The sequence below is a fragment of the Spirosoma oryzae genome (genome assembly GCF_003002825.1).
GTDB lineage: Bacteria > Bacteroidota > Bacteroidia > Cytophagales > Spirosomataceae > Spirosoma > Spirosoma oryzae.
Genome location: NZ_PVTE01000001.1, coordinates 452,081 through 478,030 on the forward strand (window position 1 = coordinate 452,081; position 25,950 = coordinate 478,030).

The window sequence follows — 25,950 nt, forward strand, 5'->3', positions numbered from 1 at the left end:
AGTATGATACGCGTAGCGATCCCGCCCCGCACGTATCTGTCGCTACTGACTTCCCAACCATTGTCAACGTCCGTGTCTGGCTGCACTAGCCTTTCATATTCGGATCAGACAAATCACATTTTCACTTTGACCCGTTTCCCCTGCGTACGCACCTGACTCTCAGCGAGTGGTTGGGCATGTCGGCTGCTGATTGCCTGTTACAGGTATGCGGTCAGTTCGCTGTTTTTACCCGCTCTTTTACCGAATCCGGTTCGACCTTTTCATTCATTCTACCGCCGTGCGACCGCACCTCTGTACGATTTACTGCTCCTAGCACTGTATGTATACCATTGACGACTTGACGATGAAGCTGGTTTCTGAGCTTCGCGGCATTGCCGATGAAGTTGGCATTCGCGACGCCACCAAGCTTCCGAAGAAAGAACTAGTTAACAAAATCCTTGACCAACAGTCGGTTAACCCAGCAGCAGCATCCGAAGCTGCCCCCGCTGAACCGGCTACGACACCGGCTAAACGAAGCCGAAAAAAACCAGTCTCGACTACCGATGCGGGCGCGGCTCCCACAACCGCTGCTTCCACTGCCGCTGTGGAAGTAGCCACGCCCCAGCCGGCACCGGAGCCGACCATCGCAGAAACAGCACCGGTAGCCGTTGCCGAAGCGCCATCAACACCCGCCGTGACGCCAACCGGCGAAGGCGAGCCAACCGTCCGAACCCGGCAACGTATACGGCGCGACGCTGATGCGTCGGACAATCCGGCACCGACACCGGAAGACGGCATGACTGCTACGGTGGATGCAGCGGCTGTCGAAACGAAGCCAGGCACATTTCCGGAAGACGCGCAACCGGCTCAGACTGAGCAACCGACGGCACCAGCTACTGCGCCCACAAACCGAGTCGACAATCGAGCAGGTAATCAGAATCCGTCGAATCCGAACCGGCAGCGGTATGAAGTCAATCGCGATTCGTCGACGCGGAACGATCAAAACCAGAACCGGCAGCGTAACCAACGAACGGATGGTCAGCAATCACCAGCTGGCAATGGACGGGAATCGGGTAACGGACGGGACGGGCGCGACAACAACCGGTTTCGGCAGGACGCTACCGGCGGGTACCCCCGCGACCGCGATCAGCGCGACAATACGCAGCGGGATAACCGCGACAACCGGGATGCGACGCAGCAGCGCGACAACACGCAGCAACGCGACACGTTCGCCCGGCGCGACCGCGATCAGCGGCCCCGTACGCAACGGGCCGTCACCGACGAGTCGGCAAATCGACTCAACACCCAGACCGAGGACGATTTCCTGACCCCAACAGTCGTCAGCGCGGACACCGCCGGCAATCAGCAGCAGGCCACCCCGGCCCAGAACGATACGCCCGCGAATGGAGCCGAACAACCCGCGCAGCCCATACAGGCGGATCAACCAACCGACGCAGCCAGCACGGCCGCTCAGCCAGCGGCACCCCAGTTATCCCGGGAGGCCCAGGAATACCAGAACCGCATCCGGCGGCAGTATAACCAGCACATTCGGGAGTTCGATGGAATCATCGAAAATCAGGGCGTACTGGAAATCATGTCCGACGGTGGCTATGGATTCCTGCGCTCGGCCGATTACAACTATCTCGCCAGTCCGGACGATATTTACGTGTCGCCTTCGCAGATCAAACTGTTTGGTCTGAAGACGGGCGATACGGTACAGGGCGCGATTCGTCCGCCCAAGGAAGGAGAGAAGTATTTTGCCCTGCTGCGCATCACGACCGTCAACGGTAAGACGACGGAGGAAATCCGCGACCGGATTCCGTTCGAATACCTGACTCCGCTCTTTCCGGAAGAGCAGCTGCACCTGAGCAACAAGCCCGAAAACTATTCGTCGCGCGTGCTCGATCTGTTCGCACCCATTGGGAAAGGCCAGCGAGGCATGATCGTCGCGCAGCCCAAAACGGGTAAAACGGTGCTGCTGAAGGAAATTGCCAACGCCATCACCCGCAACCACCCGGAGGTGTACCTGATCGTACTGCTGATCGATGAGCGGCCCGAAGAGGTGACCGATATGGCGCGGAGTGTCAACGCCGAAGTTATTTCCTCTACATTCGATGAGCAGGCGGACCGGCACGTGAAAGTATCGAGCATGGTACTGGAAAAAGCCAAACGCATGGTCGAGTGCGGCCATGACGTCGTTATCCTCCTCGATTCGATTACCCGGTTGGCGCGCGCGTACAACACCGTTGTCCCGTCGTCCGGTAAAATTCTGTCGGGTGGTGTCGACGCCAACGCCCTGCACCGGCCCAAGCGGTTCTTCGGCGCAGCCCGCAACGTCGAGAACGGCGGCTCGCTGACCATCATTGCCACGGCGCTCATCGATACCGGTTCGAAGATGGACGAAGTGATCTTCGAAGAATTCAAAGGAACGGGCAACATGGAGTTGCAGCTCGATCGCAAACTGGCCAACAAACGCGTTTACCCAGCCGTCGACGTACTAGCGTCGGGTACTCGCCGGGAAGATCTGCTGCTGGATAAAGAAACCCTGCAACGCGTCTGGATTCTGCGGAAACACATGGCCGACATGAATTCGATGGAAAGCATGGATTTCCTGCTGGAACGTATGAAAGGCACGCGCAGCAACGAAGAATTCCTGATCTCGATGAATCGCTAGAAGCCGTAGCAACAAGCATAAAAAAACCGGGAAAGACAGGCGCTTTCCCGGTTTTTTTATACTATTTTTCCAAGATCAATTCAACAAATTACATACGAAATGTCCGTCATCTACGTTTCTGATTGACCGGTATACCATACAACTGTACGTACTTTTACAGCCTGGCCGTTTGGCCTGCTCCAGTCCCCTTGTCTCCTTGAGAGACACCCTACTCACCGAACTTATCCAACAATGAATGACCTATTGATCTACCTGGTTGACGACGACGAAGACGACCGTCTATTGTTGCGGCAGGCCTTCCAACAGCATACTACCCCCTGCCGAATTGACGAATTTACGGATGGTGTAGGCATCATTGACCGCTTAACCCAAACAACTACCGGCGCTTACCCCAATCTGATCCTGCTGGATCTGAACATGCCGCGTATGGATGGCTTTGCCACGCTTAAGGTCATCAAGGAAAATAATGCGTGGCAGACGATTCCAGTCGTGGTCCTGACCACATCCGATGATATGCGCGATCGGCAGCGAACGGCCAGGCTAGGCGCAGACGACTACCTGGTCAAGCCGCCCAGCTACAGTCAGTTGCGGTTGATCATTGACCGGGGAGTAGCCATCGCCCGGCAGGATGCCGACACAAACAACGCAAGTCAATGCTAACGTCACAGCCCTGAGCAACTGACTTGCTCAGGGCTGTGACGGATACGGTGTGCGACTGGCCTTACTTAAAAAACTGCGTTATCGTCGGCCAGCAACCGTTTCCAGTCGGGGTGGCGTTTGATGTACGCACTCACGAACGGGCAGGTCGGTACAATTCGCATACCTTGGTTGTCGATATACTGTAGCGTTTCTTCAACCAGTTTCGAGCCTACACCCTTGCCTTCCAGGGCCGGATCGACTTCGGTGTGCGTAAGCGCCAGGACCGAGTCGCCCAGGGGCTCGTAGACGATAAAGGCGGGCTTGTCGTCCACGGTCAGTTCGAACCGGCGCGTCGACTCGTTTTTAGTGAGGGCTGTTGTGCTCATTTGTTGGTAACGTTGTGTACGAAAATCGGGACGGATGATCCGTGTACTGAATAACCCGTACCAATCGGTTTAGTTGCCGCCCGTTACTTCGGCTATTTTCTTGCTGAGCGCTTCACCCCGTATATTTTTGGCGACAATCGTTCCGTCGGGACCGATCAGGAAGTTCTGCGGAATCGAACGGATACCATACTGCCGCGCTACCTCGTTGTCCCAGAATTTCAGGTCCGACACCTGCGTCCAGGTCAGGTTATCCTTGTGAATGGCATTGATCCAGGCATCTTTTGCCCCCGGCCGGTCAAGCGATACGCCCAGTACGGTAAAGTTTTTGTCTTTGTACTGATTGTAGGCTTTCACAACGTTGGGGTTTTCCTGTCGGCAGGGACCGCACCAGCTCGCCCAGAAATCAACCAGCACGTATTTTCCCCGGAAATCACGCAGCGAAACCGCTTTACCCAGCGTATCGGCCTGCGTAAAATCAGGGGCTATCGCACCGACCGACGTTGCTTTCAGTGTCGTCAGCGTTTTCGCGTATGCCTGCCCGTCGGCACTGGTACGGACTGCTTCTGACAAACCATCGAATTTCGGCTTCAGGTCGGCATAGTCCGGTGCATAGCCCCCGTAGCGTTGCAAGGCGTACAAGCTAACGGGGGAGTTGGGGTTAGCCTTGATGAAATCAGCCCGCACCTGCCGTTGCTCGGCTTCGATTACCTCGTATTGATTGTCGAGCGATTCGCGGAACGTTTTGTCAGTCCGCTGCTGCGGAGTAGCTTTCTGGTAATCGCTCATGAGCAGCGCCATTTTTTTTATCGACGGCTTCAGCGCCACACGCAGTTTCTGGTAATCGGTGTTTAAGGGTGTACCACTCAGGACGGCATTGTCGAGCGAGTCCGGGCTGGTGATCATGATGGTACCGGGCTCCAGGTAGATCATCTCCGACGCGGTAGGCCGCCGGTTACTGAACCCTGTACCCACCCGATCGATCAGGATGGTTGCCTGCGTTGGTTTGTCGACGGTTCCCTTGAACGAGAAGGTACCGTTCTGAATCTGGCTCGAATCCAGTTTCATGGCCGGTCCGGCCCCATACCGCAGGTAGGCCTTGGCCGGTGCCGACACCCCGTTTAGTTTGCCGTTCACCGTATATGAGCCGTTTTGTGCCCATACAAGCAGTGGACAAGCAAGCAGCAGTACGGTTGACTGAAATTTCATGGTCGTTATTTGGTTACTGATTAGACGGGCAAGTACGCGATTCGGCCGGACACCTGGCGCACCCGCCCCTATCTTTACCCTGTTTCGTTACTTGTACGCCGGTATTCCGGTGATTTCGCTCCCCAGAATCAGCAGGTGGATGTCGTGTGTGCCTTCGTAGGTGCTGACGGATTCAAGGTTCATCAGATGCCGCATGATCGGATAGTCACCGACGATGCCCATGCCGCCCAGAATCTGCCGGGCTTCCCGCGCCACCCGCTGGGCGATTTCCACGTTGTTGCGCTTGGCCATCGAGATCTGGGCCGTCGTTGCCTTGTCTTCGTTTTTAAGGGTCCCCAGCCGCCAGCAGAGTAGCTGCGCCTGGGTGATATCCGTCAGCATTTCGGCCAGCTTTTTCTGAACGAGCTGAAAACTGGCGATCGGCTTGCGAAACTGCACCCGTTCCAGGGCATAGCGCCGGGCGACCTCGTAACATTCCATCGCTACGCCCAGCGATCCCCAGGCAATGCCGTAGCGGGCCTGATCGAGACACCTGAGCGCACTTTTCAGCCCGTAGGCTTCGGGCAGCAGGTTTTCCTTGGGTACCCGCACATCCTGAAACGAAAGCTGCCCCGTGCTGCTGGCCCGTAACGACCATTTATTCGGAATATCGCCAACGGTAACGCCGTCGCTGTCGCAGGGAACGATCAACGCCCGGATTTTACCCTGCTCGTTGCGCGCCCATATGATGGCAATGTCGGCCAGGGGGGCGTTGGTAATCCACAGCTTCGATCCGTTCAGCACGTAGTAATCGCTGCGTTCAATAAAGTTGGTTTCCAGGCTGCCGGGGTCAGAGCCGTGGTTCGGCTCCGTCAGGCCGAAACAGCCCAGCAATTTACCTTTCGCCAGATCGGGCAGGTATCTGCGCTTCTGGTCTTCCGACCCGAATGCCCAGATCGGGTACATCACCAGCGAGCTTTGTACCGATACGCAGGAACGCATCCCCGAATCGCCCCGTTCGATTTCCTGCGTCATCAGTCCGTAGGAAATCTGGTCGAGTCCACCACCGCCATATTCAACGGGAATGGTCGCACCGAACACACCGATCTGGCCAAACTTTGGTACGAGCTGCCGGGGAAATTCACAACGTTGGGCGTACTCCTCGACGATAGGGGTCATTTCACGCTTGACAAAATCGCGCACCGCCGACCGAACCAGTTTGTGCTCGGCCGTTAGCAAGTCGTCAAGGCAGTAAAAATCAGGGGCGTCAAACAGGTCGGTTTTGCCGCGCACCGTAGTGGCAGAAGGGGTCTGAGCTTGCATAAACACGTCAACCAGGTAGGGTCATCAGATGTTAAGCGATATACGCTTTTTTCGGCAATACCCACTAACCGCCGGGCTATTTTACGGCACAATTGGCGAGTTGCACAATATTTGTACAGCCCCTAAATAGCCTACTAAAACGGTGGTTTTACAGGTAAGCCATCCATAACGCACTACTACACATTGATAACGACGGGCGCGGTTAAGCAGGAGTTTGTTACACTTCTGAGCGGGGATATTTCCCTTTTCGATTTCAGTCAACGCTACGGGCTGCACGGATTTATCTACGACAATCCGGCCGATTCGGCATATGCCTACGTTAGTCCGGCGTTCTGGACTGCCCTGGGGTATGCTACCGCTTTGCCCCCCGGCTTACTGGCGTCGCTACTGGCTACGGACACGGCGCTGGCCACGCAGTCGGAGCGCGAAGCCGTTCATCAGGTTACCCACCAGGCCGGCCATCGGGTGACCGTACGTACCCGGACGCGACTGCTCAGTGGCCCCGATGGGTCGGCCCGCCGACTGACGGCCTGTACCTGCCTGCCCACCAGCCAGTCGGCCCAGCCTGCCGGTGCGGATACGCCCGCGCTGCCCACCGCCCCCCTGGATTCGCTGCTCCACACGGTCACGAGCAATTCGCTGCTCCGGACCATCATGGACAGCCTGCCGATTCTTATCTACATAAAGGATACGGAATCCAGAAAGCTGTTTGTCAACCGGGCGGAGTACATGTACATGGGTGCCACCAGTGCCCGCGACATCATCGGCAAGAGCGATTATGAGCTTTATCCGGCGGAGTCGGCCCGCCAGTCGATTCTGGAAGATCAGCTGGTGATGAACAGTGGCATACCGATGCTTGGTCAGGAAACGCTGAACGCCCGGCATGGCCACGACAGTTGCTGGTTTTTAAGTTCTAAAATTCCGCTCTACGACGAGCAGGGAAAGCCGGCCGGCCTGTTGGGTATCAGTCTCGACATCACCGCGCGCAAGCAGGCCGAACTCGAACTCCAGCGCACCTCCGACATGCTGGAACGGACCAACCAGGTTGCCCGAGTGGGCGGCTGGGAGTTGAACCTGCAAACACAGGATATCTACTTCTCCCGCATCACCCGGGAAATCCACGAAGTACCCGACGACTACGTACCCACGCTGGAGACGGCCATTAATTTTTACAAGGAAGGTCACAGCCGGGATACGATTACCAAAGCCGTTGCCACCTGCATCGAACAGGGCACCCCGTACGCGCTCGATTTGCAGATCAGCACCTACACAGGCAGGGAACTGTGGGTGCGGGCCGTCGGCCAGGGTAAGTTTGTCGACGGACAGTGTGTGGCGCTGATAGGCACGTTTCAGGATATTGACGAGCAGAAACGTACGCAGCGACTGGCGCAGGAATCGGCGGATATGCTCCGCAAGCTTTCGGATCGGGTGCCGGGCTGTTTGTATCTGTTTCAGTCGTTCGACGATGGCCATATCGCCTTCCCCTACCTGTCGACCGGTGCGACGGAGTTGTTCGAACTCGACCTGAACGCCACCGATACAGTCGCCGAAACCCTATTGTCGCGCATTCATCCAGAGGATATGCCGGCTCTGATAGAGACCTCCCGACTCTCGCGCACGACGCTTACCAACTGGAATGCCGACTTCCGGGTCGTGCTACCCCGGCAGGGGGAGCGCTGGATTCATGCCGATTCCGTACCCGAACAACTGGCCGACAGTACGCTCTGGCACGGTTATTTTCAGGATGTTACCGCCCGCAAGCACAGCGAAACCGAGCTAATCCGGGCGCGGCAGCATGCCGAAGAAGCCAGCCGGTCGAAGTCGGAGTTTCTGGCGAATATGAGCCACGAAATCCGTACGCCACTCAACGGGGTAATCGGTTTTACGGACCTGCTCATGCGCACCCAGCTCGACCCTCTACAGCAGGAATATATGTCGACGGTGTACCACTCGGCCAACTCCCTGCTCGACGTAATCAGCGACATCCTCGACTTCTCAAAAATTGAAGCAGGCAAGCTCGACCTGTCGATCGAAAAAACAGACCTCTACGACATCGGCAGTCAGGTAGCGGACATGATCAAGTACCAGGCGCACCAGAAGGGACTGGAAATGCTGCTGAACATTGCCCCCGACGTACCGCGCTACATCTGGACCGACCCGGTCCGGCTGCGGCAGATTCTGGTCAACCTGCTGGGTAACGCGGTCAAGTTTACCGAATACGGCGAAATCGAACTGCGCGTCGACGTGCGGCCTGGCCCTACTGCCGATCAGATCGCTTTCCGGTTCGAAGTGCAGGACAGCGGGATTGGCATTGCTCCGCAACATCAGCAGAAGATTTTCGACGCCTTCGCGCAGGCCGACTCATCGACGACCCGACGTTTCGGCGGCACGGGGCTGGGACTAACCATCTCCAACAAGTTGCTGAGTCTGATGGGTAGTCACCTACAACTGACGAGCGTTGAAAATCAAGGCAGTACCTTTTTCTTCGACGTACTGTTCCGGGCCGAGCCGGGCGAGCCGCTCGACTGCGCGATTATCACCGGTCTCGACCGGGTGCTGATCGTCGACGACAACGCTACCAACCGGCTGATCGTCCAGAACATGCTGAACCTGAAGGGAATTGCGTCGGACCAGTCCAGTAACGGCATCGACGCCCTGGAGAAACTGAAGCGGGGCCCTGTTTACGACCTGGTTCTGATGGATTACCACATGCCGTACATGGACGGAATCGAAACGATCCGCCAGATTCGGCGCACGCTCAACTATTCGGCCGATCAGTTACCGATTATCCTGCTGGGCAGCTCCGCCGACGACGCGTACGTGGAAGCCGTTTGCCACACGCTGTCGGTACAGCAGCATTTGATCAAGCCAATCAAAATTCAGCCGTTTTTTCAGGCACTCGCTCAGATCCATCAACCGCAGTCGCTACCGATCCCGCTATCAGCCCCCGTTGCGCCAGCGACGCCACTGGTCGGCGAACAGACGGTACTGATTGTCGAAGACAATTCGGTCAACATGATGCTGGCCAGTGCCATCCTGCGCAGCGTTTCGCCCACTATCAATCTGCTGACGGCACAAAATGGCCGGGAAGGCGTCGACGTGTTTATCCGCTCGAAACCCGATCTGATTCTGATGGATATTCAGATGCCGGAGATGAACGGCTACGAGGCAACGGCCGCCATTCGGGCGCTCGACGCCGGTCAGACCGTACCGATCATTGCGCTGACGGCAGGCATTATGAAGTCAGAACGGGAGCGTTGCCTGAACGCAGGGATGAACGATTATATTACCAAACCCGTCGTAAAAGACACCATTGCCCGTATTTTGCACCAGTGGTTACCCGCACCGGAACCAGTAGTCCCTGCCCCACCCATGCCCAACCAACCAATCGCTACCCTATCGATGACTGCCCATTTTGATGAAGAAGAGCTTCGCGCGCGCGTCGGTGGCGACAAGGCCTTTATGACTGAACTGCTGAGCGAAGTCAACGACTACCTGGCCGGCTTTCCGGCCGAACTGCACCACCACCGGACCCGGCGCGACTGGACCGAGGTAAAGGCCGTGGCGCACAAACTAAAAGGCAGTGCGCTCAACCTAAGCTTCGGCATCCTGGCGACACTGGCGAGTGAGGTTGAGCAACTGGCCAGTGCCGGTGAGGGCGAAGCCCGGATTGTTGAACTGGAATCGGAACTCCAGGCAGAGATCGAACTTCTGCAAACCCTGATCTAGTGAGCGCTCACCAGCCAGCTCAGGCTTTCTTCGAGGAGTTCGCCCATAGTCTGGCAGGGCGAAAAGCGGTCGCTGCGGTAATGGCGGTTCAGTTCGTGACGTAGCTGGGCGATGCGGTCGGGCGACGACAGCGTTTCCCGGCGCATCAGGGTCAGCAGATTAGTCAGCCGGGCGTGCTCGATCCGAATCCGGCTGGCAATCTGCGCCCGCTCCTCGACCTGATACTGCCGCACGCTTTCCGGCGTCATGTACCGCACCCCCAGTTCGATCAGCGCGTTGTTTTGCCGGAAATACTGTGGCATGTACACCGACTTTTTGCCTTCGTAACATTGCTGGTCGAAGTCGATAGCCCGGATACGGTAGTACATTTCTTCAAAATCGGGCGTCACGTCGACCACGAAATTGGCCGAGTGCATGTCGCCCAGCAAGCGGAGAAAGCAGCGTTCGTTGAATTTGACGAATTCCTTGCACAGCCGGATCGGATTCAGATCCGGATCGGTCAGCCGGTTTTCCAGGAATACGTCGCCCGGAATACCCACGATATGTTCCTCGACGAGCGTTTCCCCACTCGTCAGGTAACTCACCTGATTGGGTGAGAGAATATCTTCCAGTTCCAGGCCGTAAATCCGCGAGGCATCCGCGTTTTTGACGTAGAAGTAATCGAAATTATCGTTGACCTGGTTGACGATACGTACCCGAAACGGCATGGTGTTGCCGTAGGTGCACAGATCGACCCGGTCGATGCGCAGGTGACTGGTCACGTTCAGGTCGCCGTCCGATTTCAGATAGGCGTAGATCGTCCGGAGTGCCAGGTGAATGTCGTTCAGCTCGGAAGGCGGGTACAGCATCGTTTCCCAGAGCGTGTCGCGCCCATTGCGGTCCAGCACGGCAAACGACGTATCGGCCCGTTTCAGATCGGCATACGAAATACTGGTCGGCGTTTCCCGATCGTAGTCGCGCAGGTACGTACGCAGGCCGTCGCTGATGGGAAAGGGTTTTTTCTTTTTCGAAATGATGGCCATATGGACACGGGTTGACCGACGCAGCGTCGCTGGTAAAGGGGCCTGTTTTGCCTACGTCGTACGGATACTTGTCCACTGAACCCAAACAACGCTACCATCGTTGCGATAAAAGGCTTAATTTGCCTTACTCGCTGCGGGATAACCACCCGCCTTTTGTATGATTCATCAACTCACACTTACGCTTCCGCCGGAACTGGCGCTCGACGACGATCAGTTTCGGGACCATATCAGCCGACAGTTACGGCTCCCGGCCGACGAACCGGTTGTGGTTCGTAAAAAACGGCAATCCATCGATGCCCGCAACCGGCAGGTTCGGGTACAGGTCGATACCGAGGTATTTATCGGTGAAACCCCGCCCCCGCTTATTCGCTATCAGAAGCCCCGGCAGGACGTTACCCATGCCCCCCAGGCCATCGTTGTGGGTGCGGGTCCGGCGGGTCTGTTCGCTGCGCTGCGCCTGATCGAACTGGGCATCAAACCCATCGTGCTCGAACGGGGCAGCGACGTACGCGCCCGCCGACGGGACCTGGCAGCGATCAACAAAGACCATATCGTCAACCCGGAGTCGAACTACTGCTTCGGCGAAGGCGGGGCCGGTACGTATTCCGACGGTAAACTGTACACCCGTTCTACCAAACGGGGCGACGTCCGCCGGATTCTGGAAATCTTCGTCGCACACGGGGCCACCGAGCAGATTCTGGTCGACGCCCATCCGCACATCGGCACCAACAAACTCCCCAACGTCGTGGCCGACCTGCGCGAATCGATCCGGCAGGCCGGTGGCGAGGTTCGTTTCGACACGAAAGTCACCGACCTGATTCTGGAACAGGGCGAGTTGAAAGGCGTCGTGCTGGCAAACGGCGAAGCCCTGCACGGCATCGGCGTTATTCTGGCGACGGGTCATTCGGCGCGGGATATTTTTCACCTGCTCCACGACCGCAACGTCCGCATCGAAGCGAAGCCTTTTGCCATGGGCGTACGCATTGAGCATCAGCAACAACTCATCGACCGGTTTCAATACCACCGGCCCGACCGGGGAGATTATCTACCCGCAGCGTCGTACAGTCTGGTGACCCAAACGCGGTTCAACCGGGTAGATCGGGGCGTTTTCTCGTTTTGTATGTGTCCGGGCGGTTTTATCGTTCCGGCAGCGACAGCCCCCGGTGAGTTGGTCGTCAACGGCATGTCGCCTTCCCGGCGCGACTCGAAGTTTGCCAATTCAGGCCTGGTCGTTGCCATCACCGATACCGATCTGAAACCGTATGCCGACGAAGGTCCGCTGGCGGGTCTGGCCCTGCAACAGGATCTCGAACGCTGGGCCTGCCGAGTCGGTAGCGCGGGCGATCCGGGGCAGGATCAGATCGCTCCGGCGCAGCGCGTGGCCGATTTTGTCGACGGACGGGTGTCGGCCAGCCTGTTGCCGACGTCCTACCAGCCGGGCTTACGGTCGGTCGACATGTACGAGGTGTTGCCCGATCACATTGCCCAGCCGCTGCAACAGGGCCTGCGTGACTTTGGTCGCAAGATGCGGGGTTACCTGAGCAACGACGGACAGATCATCGGCGTCGAAAGCCGTACGTCGTCCCCCGTCCGGATTCCGCGCGACCGCGACACCTGCGAACACGTGGCCGTTCGACGGTTGTTTCCGTGTGGCGAAGGGGCCGGTTATGCCGGGGGAATCGTTTCAGCAGCGATGGACGGTGAACGTTGCGCCGAGGAATTAGTTAAGCTATATAAGTAAGGTTTACGGTTTTCGGCACACGGTTTACGGTTTGTCTTGCGATCGAAAACCGTGTACCGAAAACTGAAAACCAACTACCATTAACCGACACCATGATCGACACCAGTTTCCAGGTTTTCAGCGAACGTTTGCGGCAGCGGCTCCAGCAGCCCCTGCCCGGCGAGGCAGCACACCGGAAAATGGCGTCGTCGGCTCGTACCCGGCTGGGTATCAAGCCGAACGAGCGTACCCGGCGGTCGGCGGTGTTGTTGTGCTTTTACCCGTATCAGCATTCGATCTATCTGCCGCTGATTCTACGCCCGCAATACGACGGTGTACACGCCGGACAAATGGCGTTTCCGGGCGGGCGCATGGAGCGTTTCGACGAAAACCTGACCCGCACGGCGCTTCGGGAAGCCCAGGAAGAAGTTGGCATTCGGGTGTCCGACGTTAAAGTGCTGGGACTGCTCACGGAGTTATTTATTCCGCCCAGTAATTTCTACGTACAGCCCGTGGTCGGCATCCTGCCGTATCGCCCCGACTTTTACCCCGACCCGCGCGAAGTAGAAGACATCGTCGAAGTCGACCTCGATACCCTGCTGGACGAAACGATCGTTGGTGACAGTAAAATCGAAGTACGGGGCATGACGGTCGATGCGCCGTTTTACCAGATCCAGGGGCACCGCGTCTGGGGCGCTACCGCCATGATGATCAGCGAGTTGCTGGTAGTACTGGACGGGTAAGGTACGCAGTATTACCAGCATTATAGACGCTACAACGCGCCACCAGCGGCATAGTACAGCTGGGCTACGGCTTTCTGGTACTTCGCTTTTAGTTCTTCACCCTTGATACGCAGGTCGATCAGTTTACTTTCGCGGGAGTTTATCAAAAACAACGAACTCTCCCCCAGTTCGAATTTCGCCTGCTCACCCCGTACCAGAATAGTCTGGTTTTGTATGGTCTGCTGCTGTATGACCACTTGCCGGGCCAATATCTGTAACTGATTGTAAGCCGACTGTACGCCGTTCATGACGTCACGACCGGTCTGCTGCCGTTCGAGTGCTGTCTGCTGATTTTTCAACTGCACCTCCCGCAGTTTCCCCCGCTCTTTCCGAAGAAACAGCGGAAAGACAACGTCAAGTCCCACCTTGTAGTTTTGCGGCCGGAAGGCATAGTAGCTACTCCAGTCGTACCGCTCATCGACAGACGGCGTCTGACTCAACAGGCTGGCACTAAGCGCAATCTGCGGTTGTACCAGCGCCTGCCGCCAGCGTTCTTCCAGGGTTAGTTGTCCGATCTTCGTATCGAGTTTCAGCAGTTCGGGGTGTTGCTGCGCTGCCTGTGCCAGCAGGGGCTGCAACAGTGTATCCGCCGGAATCAGGGGTGAAGTCAACTGGGGAATCGTCTGTTCAGGCAGTTCGGTCGGCTGTCCCTCAGGGTTCCACAAAAACGTATTGACCCGCAACCGGGCGTTCCGCTCATCGAGTACAGCCTGCTGCTGTTGCACTAGCCGATCCTGCACCGTAATGAGCGCTTCCGTAGTATCGATCGTCGCGATTTCGCCCAGCAGTGCCTGCGTCCGCAGCGCTACAAATCGGGTGTTCGCCAGTTCGAACCCTTCGGTCAGCAGCACCCGCTGCCGGTGCGCCAGAAACCAGTCCCAGTAGCTTTTAGCCGCGTCGTACAGCGTCTTGTTGACCAGTGAGAGTCGGTCAGCTTCGGCCATCGTCTGCGCCAGCCGGGCCTGCCGGACAGCATTACGCCGGGCATCGATGAGCATCGTTTTACCAATGGGCAGGCTTAGGCCAACGCCCGTCAGACCGGTTGGCGGTGTGCGTTCTTCAGGGTTGATGTAGCGGCCACGCGGGTCATTCCGATCATAGGAGATGTTCAGGTCAATACCACCCGGCCAGATAGGCACCGCCAGTTTGTTCTGCCAGTGATCGTAGTACAGATCATTACCGAACTCCTTCCGGTCGTAGTGCGTCACCAGTTTGGGGTCGAACGCACCCCGCGCCTGCATGAGCACCTGCCGGGCTTCTTCGCCGAACAAGCCCGCCTGCCGGATAATGGGGTGATTCTGCCGGATGATCTCGTAAAACGTCTGCGCCGGAAACATCGTCGTGTCGATCGTACGAGTCGGTGCCTGTCCGTTAGTCAGCAGCGGTGCTACAGCGATCACCCCCACCAGCCAGGCTGTCAGATGCCTGCGTGTTAGCGCCAGCCGACTCATAGCTTCACCCCTTTCTCCGGCTCTGCCTGTAGACTAGGCGGGAATCCGTTCAACATTCGCCACAGTTCGTACCAGATCGGCACATCATCGAGCATCACCCAGCCATACACACCTGACCCGATCCGCAACTGCTCGGGCCAGGGCTGGTCACCAGCTTGTGTCGTTGGCGTTATCAGCAGCCGGTACGTCCCGTTCGTACTGCTGACCGCATCGATAACCGCTACTTTACCAGCAAATGTACCAACGGCGACACTCGGCCAGCCCGAAAACTGAATGGCAGGCCAGCCGTCGAACTGAAGCCGTACGATCCGCCCGTGCTGAATCAGCGGTACATCCATCGCCCGAACGTAGAGTTCAACCGCCAGTTGGGGCCGGTCGGGCTGTAGGGTCGCGATGGGTTCGCCTTCCTTGATGGTTTCACCAATACCCGTTTTGGCGGGCTGTACGACATAACCATTCTGCGGGGCCCGCACGACGTACCGGTCACGCCGGATATCGACGTTCGTGATCTTGTTCCGAAGCTGAGCGATTTCGCCCTCCGTCTGCGTGCGGCTCGACACGGCCGAACTGCGGTCTGACTTTGCTTTTGCCAGATCTTCCCGGTATTTCGCTTCGATGGTGCCGAGGTCAAGCCGGGCGTTCAGCAGGGCCTGCCGTGAGGTAGCTACCACGTTTTGCTCGGTCACGACGAGTGCATTCTCCTGCTGTACCGTCCGACGGCGCGTTTCCAGATCGGTCAGCGAAATCAACCCATCCTGATAGGCTTTTTCATACCGGGCAATCCGGTCGAGCGCAATCTGGTAGTTTCGCTGAGCGGCCCGCAGATCGGCAATGTCGGAGTCGAGTTTATACTGCGCCTGTTTTACCCGGTTCCGGGCGGCCTCCAGACTTACTTTAACACCTGCATCAAGGGCCGCAATCTGACCATCCAACGCTGTGATTTTGGCTTCGTACGCGTCTTGCGAGCCTATTTTTGCGGCCAGCTGCTCGTCGAGTCGCTGTGGCAGGTTGGGGTCAAAATATTCGTCTTTGATGTCGGAAATAACCAGCAGCGTATCGCCTTTCTTCACGTAGTCACCGTCCTTGACCAGCCAGCGTTCGATCCGGCCGGCTACCGCATTCTGAACGGTTTGGGGCCGATCCTTGGGGGTCAGCGCCGTAATCTTTCCGGTACCGGTGATATTTTGCCGCCAGGGCAGAAACATCACGATAATACCGACGATCAGGAAAAAAGTCATCCAGCGACCCAGTCGGCGGGCACTGTCCGGATGGGGTAACTCCTGTAAAGTTTTAAGCGGGTAACGGTCCAGATCGTCCGTGTCAATCCGATCGTTAGATATGTTTAGCATAGGTATGTGCGGTAGCTTCTATCAGCGATTGGTACGTACTTATTCAGCGTGTTCGGGAGCAATCGCCAGTGGCAGATCGGTCACGTTGGCTACCTTTTCGACGCCGGCCAGCGTATCGAAGATGGTCTCGATCCCGGTCAGAAACTTATCGACCGCCCCCGTGATGATGACAATGACAAGCTCAGAAGCGACAAACTGCCCTAGCGACATCTGCCGGCTAACCACCAGCGAGGTTCCCATAATCAGCAGTCCACCGACAACGATGACTTTAAACGCAACCCCACTGTACATGAATTTCTTGATGACGCTGAAATGCGCCTGCCGCTTGGCCACATAGGACGCCACCAGTTCGTCCATGTGTCCCATCGACTCCTTCTGATCGTCGGGAATAACGGTTTCTTCGGGCAGGTCGGCCGCCATCTTTTCCAGCAGCGCAACCACCTTATACTTGTATTTCGACTCGGCCAGACTAGTCTCGATACCGCTCGGCGCAAAAATTTTGGTAATGAGCCATACTGCCAGCACGACGAAAATGGCAAAGGCAATGAAAATGGGGTGATAGGCAATCAGCAGCAGCAATCCGAATATAATCTGTACCCCGGCGGTGGTGAGATCGACCAGCAGTTTGGGCATTGCTTTCTGAATCGTCAGCACGTCGAAGAACCGATTCATCAGCTCGGGCGGGTAGTACTGCTTCAACGCTTCTGAATCGATGCGGGGCAGGCGATAAGTGTATTCGAGAGCCGCTTTGGCGAAGACCCGCTGCTGTAGAATCTCGACCAGCGTGTGCTGGGCAATCAGCAACAAGCCCGACACGATGATACCGAAGATGACCAGACCGATCAGGACGTAAATGGAACTGAAGACCGTTCCGCTTGAGACCAGCGTAAAGACGGCCTGCGTTCCCAGCGGTAGTGACAGACTAATAAGCCCGGCTACGATGGCGTACAGATAAACGTAAACGATATCCTGTTTTTCGGTGGATAACAACCGGATGAGCCGTTGGGTGGGTGTTGGTTGTGGCTCGACCGTAGCAGTAACAGCCATGTGTGTATTGTGGAACCTGTTTGGTAATTGGTGATGCATCAAAACTACATCACCGTATTATTTTTAACCAATTTTTAACCCTAATTATTGCTTGATGGTTTCCTTTAGTAGGGTATATACAGCGGATTGATTGCTTTTAGACAGCCAATCGAGCCTGATTTTCACTTGTCTATGCCGGGCTGAAATCTTTTTACTTAAACAAGATTTCAGGCGATTCGGCTAAAAAAAACGGCGATTCCGTCGAAAAATCGGCGATTCTCCCGCACCCGTACGTTGTTATGACAGGCCGGGCGTCTAGTTTTGCAGATGGGCCGCAAACGCCCAAACCGTTTCGTTTCGTATTCGTTCCTCCCCTTGCAACGTTGTTTCTGTGAAAAGATGGATTGCTATCGGCCTCGTCGTGTTAGTACTCGGCGGGATTATCGTCTACAATAAAGTCCTGCATCCGGCTCCCGGCTCCGCTCCTGGTGGTGGGGGTGGTGGGGAGAAGAAGGGCGCAGCAAGCAAAGACGGAAGCGCCGGTAAAGGTCCGGCTCCCGCCGTCGTTGCGTACGTCGTACGGGCGCAGGACATCAAGGAGAACGTCATTACGAGTGGCTCGCTGCTGGCCGCTGAGCAGGTAGACATCTACCCCGAAATATCGGCCCGGATTACACAACTAAACATTCAGGAAGGCCAGCCCGTATCGAAAGGGCAACTGCTGGTAAAACTGTTCGACGCAGATTTGCGGGCGCAGCTTCAAAAGCTACAGGCCCAGGCCGACAACGCCCGGCGCACCGAAGAACGAAACAAGCAACTGCTGGAGCGGGGTGGTATCAGCCAGCAGGAATACGACATTGTCACCACCAACCTGCGCTCGTCGCTGGCCGACATCGATCTGGTGAAGGCAAATTTACAGCGGACCGAGATTCGGGCTCCGTTTTCGGGCGTCATCGGCTTGCGAAACGTCAGTGCCGGTGCCCTCGTATCGCCCAACACACTGATTGCCCGGTTGCAGCAGGTATCGTCGCTCAAACTCGACTTCTCGATTCCAGAAAAGTACGGCCCGTCCGTTAAGTCAGGTTCATCCATTACGTTTCAGGTCGACGGCAGCAACACCCCCAGTCAGGGTATCGTCTATGCCATTGAGCCGGGCGTGGAAGAGCAGACCCGCAACCTGCGTATACGGGCACGGGTGGCAAATGCGTCGAGTCGGTTTCGGCCGGGAACATTCGCCCGCGTGACCCTGACGGTACAGACCAACAATGCGCTGGTCGTACCAACCCAGGCCGTCATTCCGCAAACACGAACCAATCAGGTTGTCGTTATCAAAGGCGGGAAGGCCCAGTTTAAAGATATTGTGACGGGGCTGCGTACGCCGGGCTCGATTCAGGTGCTGTCGGGCCTGACGGCGGGCGATACGGTGGCAACGACAGGTTTGCTGTTCCTCAAACCCGACGCCCCGGTTAAGGTTGGCAAGACGATCACGCTGCCGGATGCGGGCCCTAAAGTGGCAACTAAGTAACGTTTTATAGTTGAAAAGTTATAGAGTTGTAAAGTTGCGGTCCCCGCCGGGACTGACGCTTCCTCGCTGACGCCGGCAACTATATAACTTAATAACTCTACAACTTTACAACTACAAAAATAGACAACTCAACAAAGCCATGAGTTTACCCGAACTAAGTCTGAACCGCCCCGTACTGGCCATGGTGATGTCGATCGTCATCGTGCTGTTCGGGGTTATTGGCTTTACGTTTCTGGGCGTCCGCGAATACCCGGCCATCGACCCGCCGGTAATTACGGTACGTACGAATTACACGGGGGCCAACCCCGATATCGTGGAGTCGCAGATTACCGAGCCTATCGAGAAGTCGCTGAACAGTGTCGAAGGTATCCGCACGATTTCCTCGAACAGTGCGCTCGGTGCCAGCACGATCACCGTTGAATTCAACCTCGACGTCGATCTGGAACGGGCGGCCAACGACGTGCGCGACAAGGTAGCTCAGGCCCAGCGGCAGCTCCCCCAGGACATCGACGCCCCGCCGGTCGTCACCAAAGCCGATGCCAACTCGGACCCCATCATTTTCATGACCGTACAGAGCACGACCCGCAACCCGACGCAGTTGTCGGACTACGCGGAAAACGTGCTTCAGGAACGATTACAAACGATTCCGGGCGTCAGTCAGGCGAATATCTACGGGCTGAAACGGCAGGCCATGCGACTCTGGATCGACCCGATCAAACTGTCGGCCTACCGCCTGACCTCGCAGGATATTCAGGCGGCTTTGAACGCGCAGAACGTCGAGCTACCCAGTGGTAAAGTGTACGGTAACACGACTGAGCTTACGGTAAAAGCCGTTGGCCGCCTGACGACGGAAGAGGATTTCAATAACCTGATTCTGCGCCAGACGGCTAACCAGATCGTTCGGTTCAAGGACGTAGGCTACGCGACGCTGGGTGCCGAAAACGAAGAAACCATTTCGAAGCAGAACGGGGCGGTGGGGGTTATCCTGGTACTGATTCCGCAACCGGGTGCCAACTACGTCAGCATCGCCGACGAGTTCTACAAGCGGTTCGACGCGCTGAAAAAAGACCTGCCCAAAGACATCATCGTCAGCATCGGTATCGACCGCAGTACGTTTATCCGGCGGGCCATCGAAGAAGTGGGCGAAACGCTGCTCCTGTCGTTTGTACTGGTCGTACTGGTCATTTACCTGTTCTTCCGCGACTGGCTGATCGCCTTCCGCCCGCTGATCGACATTCCCGTTTCGCTGATCGGCGCGTTCTTTATCATGTACGTTGCCGACTTCAGTATCAACGTGTTAACCCTACTGGGTATCGTACTGGCAACGGGACTCGTGGTCGACGACGGTATCGTCGTTACGGAAAATATCTACAAGAAAATCGAGCAGGGCATGGACACCCAGCAGGCGGCCAAGGAAGGCTCCAACGAGATTTTCTTCGCCGTGCTGGCTACGTCGATTACGCTGGCGGTCGTGTTCCTGCCCATCATTTTCCTGGAAGGTTTCGTGGGTCGGCTGTTCCGAGAATTCGGGATCGTCGTAGCCGGGGCCGTCCTGATTTCGGCCTTCGTGTCGCTGACGCTGACGCCGGTGCTCAGCGTGAAGATGACCGCTAAAGATCACAGCAAACGGTCGTGGTTCTACCAGAAAACGGAGCCGTTTTTTCAATGGCTGGACGACAGCTACCGGCAGTCGCTCGATACGTTCATGAAAAAGCGGGGCTGGGCATTCGTTATGATTGCCGCCTGTCTGTTGCTGATCGTAGGGCTGGGTTCATTGCTCAAATCGGAGCTGGCCCCCCTGGAAGATCGCAGTCGCACCCGTATCGCCATTACCTCGCCGGAAGGAACGAGCTACGAATCGCAGGCCAACGTTACCGACCGGGTCATGCAGTTTGTGCTCGATTCGATCCCCGAAACACGGCTGGCATTCAGCGTGGTAGCTCCCGGTTTCTCGGGCGCAGGGGCCGTCAACTCGTCATTTGTCATCGTCAACCTGTCTGAACCAACCGAGCGGACCCGTTCGCAGCAGGACATTGTCGATTACATCACCAAAAACCTGAAAAAATTCAGCGAAGCGCGCATGTTCGCCACGCAGGATCAAACGATTCAGGTGGGCCGGGGCGGTGGGTTACCGGTTCAGTTTGTGTTGCAAAATCTGAACTTCGACAAGCTGCGGCAGAAATTGCCGCTGTTCCTCGACGAAGTGGCCAAAGACCCGACGTTCCAGAACTCCGACGTCGATCTGAAATTCAACAAGCCCGAGCTGAACATCAGTATCGACCGGGAAAAAGCAACCAATCTGGGCATCTCGGTACAGGACGTCGCGCAGACGCTGCAACTCGCACTCAGTAACCGCCGGCTGGCCTACTTCCTGATGAATGGCAAGCAATACCAGGTAATCGGGCAGGTCGACCGACGGGATCGCGACGCGCCAGATAAGCTTCAATCGTTTTACGTCCGCTCGAATCAGGGCGAACTGATTCAGCTCGACAACCTGGTGAAGTTTCAGGAGGTCAGTAGCCCTCCGCAGGTGTACCACTATAACCGCTTCAAGTCGGCAACGGTATCGGCCAGTCTGGCTCCCGGTAAAACGATTGGTGATGGCGTGGCTGCGATGAACGCTATTGCGGCCCGGGTCCTCGATCAGAGTTTTCAGACGGCTCTGTCGGGCCCATCGCGCGACTACGCCGAGAGTTCATCGAACACGTTATTTGCTTTCGGACTCGCCCTCGTTCTGGTATACCTGATTCTGGCCGCCCAGTTCGATTCGTTTATCGATCCGCTCATCATCATGATTACCGTACCGCTGGCGCTGGCTGGCGCAGTGTTCTCACTTTGGATGTTCAATCAGACGCTGAACATCTTTAGCCAGATTGGTATCATCATGCTGGTCGGGCTGGTGACGAAAAACGGGATTCTGATCGTGGAATTTGCCAACGAACAGCGGCTGACGGGCAAGAATAAATTCGAGGCCGCCGTCGAATCGGCCGCGTTGCGCCTGCGTCCCATTCTGATGACGACCCTGGTGGCGGCCTTCGGTGCCCTCCCCCTAGCCCTTGCACTGGGTGCCGCGTCGAAAAGCCGCGTTCCGCTCGGGATCGTTATCGTTGGCGGATTACTGTTCTCGCTGGTGCTGACGCTCTATGTCGTACCGGTGATTTACACCTACATGAGCCGGCGCAAGGATGTCGAGCCGGAAAAACCCGTCTCAGAACCTACCCAGCACCGGGAGGTGGTAGTTTAGGGTTCAAGGCTTATAGTTTTCGGTTTACGGCATACGGCGTTATGGACAGGACTACCCGAACGTACACCGAAAACTGTAAACCGAATACCGTCAATTCTTTCTCACCGACCGGATGGCGACAATCGTTGGGGTAGCCTGGTAGAAATCAAACAGGGCGCGGCCAACGAGTTCGTGCGCAACGGCATTCATGAAGGCAGGCAGACGATCGAGAAAGTACTCCGGCGTCGGGCGGACGTGACGGCTGGTATCGAATACACTGAAGTCCTGTTGTTGCCCCTGGCGTAACAACACCTGCCGTCCCTGCTCACACCATGGATACAGGTATCGGTTCGGTGTGGGGGCTGGTGTCATGATGAGCACTTTGTGGCGGTGTGGGCGCAGACGTTGTAGCACGGCCATCAGCTCAACCGTATTCTCCGGCACACCAACAGCGCCTGCCGACCCGAAAAAAAATCGCTGTCGAATCCACGTTCCGACAGCTGCCAGTCGGCCCGTTGGCTTGGCTGGTCCTGGCCAACATCCTTCGCCACATTGCCAGATAATCAGATCGTAATTCTCCAGCGGCAACTGGCTCAGTAACGCCTGTACGTCAGTCAGGCGGGTGCTGGGGTGCGTTTCGGCCGTAACCGCCTGCCCCGCCCGGCTGATCTGCCGAACAAAGTGCCCGACAAACCCTATCTGCCCGGCTGGCAGGCCATAACCCGTCGTGTGCTGATCACCAATTACCAGTATTTTCATCGTGCAGTGGACTAAACCGTCTTCTATACTCGTTACGTACGGCTGTTTTCAAACGTGGCAGCGAATCGTAAGAAATAGATGCTTTCTTTTGTTGCTTTATGCAACGGTTCGTGACGCATGCGCGTACCGGCATAGACTCTATGCCAAGTTCTATTTTAACTACCACGGGCCTTGCTGTTCAGAAAATCGCCGTCGTTCTCGGAAGCTGACCTCCCCAGCGTTATCCAGGCCTGCCGCACCGGCGATCCACGGGCGCAGCGTACCCTGTTCAAACAGTTCTTCGGCTATGCGAAAAGCATCTGCCTGCGCTACACATCGAGCCGGGAAGAAGCCGAAGATGTGCTGAACGAGGGATTCCTGAAAGTATTTCAGCACCTGGATCGCTACGACGACTCGCAGCCATTCAAAGCGTGGCTGCGCACGATTCTGGTCAACACCGCTATCAGTCATTACCGACGGAATCAGCGCTACGACCAGCATAGCGACCTCGAATCAGGTGAGCAGGTAGCGTTCGACGACAATATCGTTGACCGGATGGCAGCCGACGAAATTCTGGCGCTCGTTCAGCAACTTTCTCCTACGTACCGCACCGTGTTCATGATGCACGTGGTCGACGGGTATACGCTCCACGAAATCGCCGGACTGCTGTCGCACAACGAAGCTACCGTTCGGTCGAACTTTGCCCGCGCCCGCCAAAAATTACAGGTTCTCATCAAGGAAGCCGCTCTTCTTCACAACAACTCCGGCCCCGACGGCCCTATGCGTTACTATGAAAACTGACCGATTTGCCGATAGTATCCGGCGAAAGCTGGACAGTATCCGCCCCGACTTTTCCGAACGGGACTGGACGAAAATGCAGGCCATGCTGAAACAGGCGGGTCCGCTCCCCAACGCGCTGCCCCCGCGCCCCCGCGTTTTTTCGGGACAGGCCGCCCGGCTCATCGTAGCCGGTGCCGCTGGAACTGTACTGTTTTTAGGGACTACCCTGTACCAGACCTATGAATTAAACCGTCTACGTAACTCGACTCAGGCCGTGAGTCAACCCACTCCTACACAGGCTGATTCGGCCCGTGTCATTACCACCGACACGCCGATGGCGAATCGCACGGACCGGCCGACAGGCTTACCCGGCGTGGCGACGCCGGGCGTCACCACGCCCGGCATGATTGTTCCTGAAAGGTCGACGAATGCGCAACAACCGTCGCCAACGGTAATTCGGGATACGGTCTACGTCGATCGCTACATCCGCGTACCAGGTAATGCCCAACAACGAACAGAGCGACTAGCCCGCACGGCTGATCCTGAAACGGGCCAGCGGATGGCCACTGAACCTGAATCGCCGACGGCACCTGTCAGTCGCCCGACGGTATTGGATCGACATTCTTCGCAAGCCGATCCGTCTGGTGATACCCGTATGGCGTCAACCCCAAAAGCCGGTGCCGGGAACCAATCGACTGATCAGAGCGGAGCATCAGGCGAACAGTTGACAAAGACCGATCAGCCAAACGAAGCCGGTACGGCAAAGCCAGCCACCGATGAGCCCACAGTCAACGCCAACGACCAGCCGGCCGTAGTAACCGGGCAGTCAGCCCTGTCACGCCCGGACCGAACCCGGCCTGTTGCCGACAAGGCAGGTACCAGCACTCGTCGCGAGCGCAATCGTACGAAGGGCAACCTGAACGACGGCGTCGTTCGTAACGCTGGCGCTGTCGATTCGTATGCGGCAACCGGCAACGGTGCAGCAGTCGGCACAAACCGACCTACTACCCAGATTGAATCGTATGAATCCGCAACAGACCGGGCGGCTGGCAATGTGCCAGCAAGTGGCGAAACCAGTGGATCTGTCACGATTCAGGCGGAACCGATTCAGATACAGCCGGTACAGTTGGGACAGGTAGCTTGGGAACAACGACTCATGCAGCGAAGCCGACGAATGCGACCTGCCCGTACGGTCGTCGTTGGTGGAGCAAGCGTAGCCCAATCCGGCAAATCCGGTCAGGCGAAAGATGTTTCTACCAAACCGGCGCAGCAGTCTCTTCCGTCTCTTATAAAGCTACGCGTCGGGCCGGGGGGTGATCTCTACGGGAAGCTGTGGAGCGCCGGTGGTTTTGTCGAAGCGCTCATCGGTAAACACCTGACGTTCAGCGTTGGCCTGAGCCGGGCCTCATTCGACAATGGCACCTTCCGGGACGAAGACGATTTCAGAAAGGTAAACAGCAACCTGAAAGAGTTTCGCCGACAGTATCCCGCTTTGGGCGCACCGAACCGGCATGACATTTTCGACATCAGGCTGGAAACTGTCCGGCTGATTATGCCGATTACGGTTGGTTATCGGCTACCGATCAGTTCATCCATTGCCCTGACACCGACGCTGGGAACGAACCTGAATCTGAAGAGTCAGGAACAGGGCTCTTACATCCTTCAGCAGAAACCGTTATTCCCCGTGTTCCCTCCAGCGGGCAATGGCCCTGAACTGGGCAAAAAAGACTTCTGCGAAACCCGGAGCGTATCGGTCTTCAACAACATGACCCTTGGTGCAAACATCGAATGGCGCAAAAAGCACTGGGGTGTTCAGGCGGGGCCGGTACTGAGCATCACCTCACAACCCGATCCGGACTGGGTCAGCACGCTATCTGGCGGGATACGGGCACGGGCTTTCTTCCAGTTCTGACGACTCGTACCAGCAAAAACGGGAACCTGCCACAGGTTCCCGTTTTTACTGGCTGATAACCAGACCTAAAAATGTGAATCAAAAGTAGAAAACAGCAACCGTAGCGTAGTGGGTAATTTTGTAGAATGCTACCGCACGGGCGGCCCCGAACTACAACTCATTGCCCTCTACGACTACGTTTGCCGCTGGTACGCCAGCCCGGTACTATGCTACGCATTCAGCCCTGCATTACCAACGACTGAGCAATAATTGCTGCCCAGCCTTTACCGATCAGGAACTGATGACGATCTATCTCTTCGGTCTCATCAAGCAACGATCCACCCTGCGTCAGACCTACGACTATATCACCGAGCATTGGGAAGGCTGGTTCCCCAAATTACCGTCTTACCAGGCTGTTAGCTATCGACTTAACCAGATCGGCTGGCATTTTGAGCCCTTGATCGATTGTCTCTGTGAACACTTGCAAGCCCGCCACGACCTACTACGGGACGTCTTGTTGGCCGACTC

18 protein-coding genes are annotated in these 25,950 nt (G+C 56.7%); 10 read left to right on the forward strand and 8 right to left on the reverse strand.

Annotated features, from left to right (window positions below):
* The first annotated feature begins 319 nt into the window (after positions 1-319).
* Positions 320-2,653 carry a transcription termination factor Rho gene (gene rho, locus CLV58_RS02010; RefSeq protein ID WP_106136082.1) on the forward strand — a complete coding sequence of 778 codons (2,334 nt, stop codon included), beginning with the start codon at positions 320-322 and terminating at the stop codon, positions 2,651-2,653.
* A 231-nt stretch (positions 2,654-2,884) separates the two neighbouring features.
* A complete protein-coding gene (locus tag CLV58_RS02015; RefSeq protein ID WP_106136083.1) occupies positions 2,885-3,313 on the forward strand; it encodes a response regulator in 429 nt (142 codons plus the stop codon).
* A 65-nt stretch (positions 3,314-3,378) separates the two neighbouring features.
* On the opposite strand, the gene CLV58_RS02020 is transcribed toward CLV58_RS02015, so the two are convergent.
* From CLV58_RS02020 to CLV58_RS02030, 3 genes are all read right to left on the reverse strand, one after another.
* The gene (locus CLV58_RS02020; RefSeq protein ID WP_106136084.1) at positions 3,379-3,678 is read right to left on the reverse strand and encodes a GNAT family N-acetyltransferase; all 300 of its coding nucleotides are present in this window, start codon (positions 3,676-3,678) and stop codon (positions 3,379-3,381) included.
* Positions 3,679-3,747: 69 nt separating this feature from the next.
* Positions 3,748-4,884, reverse strand: coding sequence for a TlpA disulfide reductase family protein (locus CLV58_RS02025; protein WP_106136085.1), 1,137 nt, complete (start codon positions 4,882-4,884; stop codon positions 3,748-3,750).
* 87 nt (positions 4,885-4,971) lie between these two features.
* Positions 4,972-6,186 (reverse strand): acyl-CoA dehydrogenase family protein, encoded by a 1,215-nt coding sequence (locus tag CLV58_RS02030; RefSeq protein WP_106136086.1) that lies wholly within the window; start codon positions 6,184-6,186, stop codon positions 4,972-4,974.
* 183 nt (positions 6,187-6,369) lie between these two features.
* Here CLV58_RS02030 and CLV58_RS02035 point away from each other — a divergent pair, with 183 nt between their 5' ends.
* Entirely contained in the window at positions 6,370-9,915 is a 3,546-nt protein-coding gene (locus CLV58_RS02035) for a response regulator (protein ID WP_106136087.1), read from the forward strand.
* Here the strand turns inward: CLV58_RS02035 and CLV58_RS02040 are convergent.
* Complete coding sequence (locus CLV58_RS02040; protein WP_106136088.1) at positions 9,912-10,937, reverse strand: hypothetical protein; 1,026 nt, start codon at positions 10,935-10,937, stop codon at positions 9,912-9,914. The two genes, CLV58_RS02035 and CLV58_RS02040, sit on opposite strands and share 4 nt — an antisense overlap.
* A gap of 157 nt (positions 10,938-11,094) precedes the next feature.
* Between CLV58_RS02040 and CLV58_RS02045 the strand changes: the two genes are divergently transcribed.
* Together CLV58_RS02045 and CLV58_RS02050 are read left to right on the forward strand one after the other, a co-directional pair.
* Complete coding sequence (locus CLV58_RS02045) at positions 11,095-12,678, forward strand: NAD(P)/FAD-dependent oxidoreductase (protein ID WP_106136089.1); 1,584 nt, start codon at positions 11,095-11,097, stop codon at positions 12,676-12,678.
* Between the two features lie 92 nt (positions 12,679-12,770).
* Positions 12,771-13,400, forward strand: a complete 630-nt coding sequence (locus CLV58_RS02050) for an NUDIX hydrolase (RefSeq protein WP_106136090.1) — start codon at positions 12,771-12,773, stop codon at positions 13,398-13,400.
* Between the two features lie 29 nt (positions 13,401-13,429).
* Here the strand turns inward: CLV58_RS02050 and CLV58_RS02055 are convergent, their stop codons facing one another.
* Genes CLV58_RS02055 through CLV58_RS02065 form a run of 3 tightly spaced genes read right to left on the reverse strand, consistent with a single transcriptional unit; the run spans position 13,430 to position 17,286 of the window.
* Positions 13,430-14,890 carry a TolC family protein gene (locus CLV58_RS02055; protein ID WP_106136091.1) on the reverse strand — a complete coding sequence of 487 codons (1,461 nt, stop codon included), beginning with the start codon at positions 14,888-14,890 and terminating at the stop codon, positions 13,430-13,432.
* The gene (locus CLV58_RS02060) at positions 14,887-16,239 is read right to left on the reverse strand and encodes an HlyD family secretion protein (protein ID WP_106136092.1); all 1,353 of its coding nucleotides are present in this window, start codon (positions 16,237-16,239) and stop codon (positions 14,887-14,889) included. Before CLV58_RS02060 ends, CLV58_RS02055 begins: the two co-directional genes overlap by 4 nt.
* A gap of 39 nt (positions 16,240-16,278) precedes the next feature.
* Positions 16,279-17,286: an ABC transporter transmembrane domain-containing protein gene (locus tag CLV58_RS02065; protein ID WP_106136093.1), complete on the reverse strand. Its 1,008-nt coding sequence runs from the start codon at positions 17,284-17,286 to the stop codon at positions 16,279-16,281.
* 370 nt (positions 17,287-17,656) lie between these two features.
* Between CLV58_RS02065 and CLV58_RS02070 the strand changes: the two genes are divergently transcribed.
* Both CLV58_RS02070 and CLV58_RS02075 read left to right on the forward strand, forming a co-directional pair.
* Positions 17,657-18,790, forward strand: coding sequence for an efflux RND transporter periplasmic adaptor subunit (locus tag CLV58_RS02070; RefSeq protein ID WP_106136094.1), 1,134 nt, complete (start codon positions 17,657-17,659; stop codon positions 18,788-18,790).
* Positions 18,791-18,929: 139 nt separating this feature from the next.
* Complete coding sequence (locus tag CLV58_RS02075; RefSeq protein WP_106136095.1) at positions 18,930-22,034, forward strand: efflux RND transporter permease subunit; 3,105 nt, start codon at positions 18,930-18,932, stop codon at positions 22,032-22,034.
* A 90-nt stretch (positions 22,035-22,124) separates the two neighbouring features.
* Here CLV58_RS02075 and CLV58_RS02080 read toward each other — a convergent pair whose 3' ends face one another.
* Positions 22,125-22,772 (reverse strand): hypothetical protein, encoded by a 648-nt coding sequence (locus CLV58_RS02080; protein ID WP_106136096.1) that lies wholly within the window; start codon positions 22,770-22,772, stop codon positions 22,125-22,127.
* 171 nt (positions 22,773-22,943) lie between these two features.
* Between CLV58_RS02080 and CLV58_RS02085 the strand changes: the two genes are divergently transcribed.
* From CLV58_RS02085 to CLV58_RS27940, 3 genes are all read left to right on the forward strand, one after another.
* Positions 22,944-23,552 (forward strand): RNA polymerase sigma factor, encoded by a 609-nt coding sequence (locus CLV58_RS02085; protein ID WP_106136097.1) that lies wholly within the window; start codon positions 22,944-22,946, stop codon positions 23,550-23,552.
* The gene (locus CLV58_RS02090; protein WP_106136098.1) at positions 23,542-25,443 is read left to right on the forward strand and encodes a hypothetical protein; all 1,902 of its coding nucleotides are present in this window, start codon (positions 23,542-23,544) and stop codon (positions 25,441-25,443) included. The genes CLV58_RS02085 and CLV58_RS02090 overlap by 11 nt, the downstream gene beginning before the upstream one ends.
* 160 nt (positions 25,444-25,603) lie before the next feature.
* A partial coding sequence (locus CLV58_RS27940) for a hypothetical protein (RefSeq protein WP_211300807.1) occupies positions 25,604-25,950 on the forward strand: 347 nt, incomplete at its 3' end.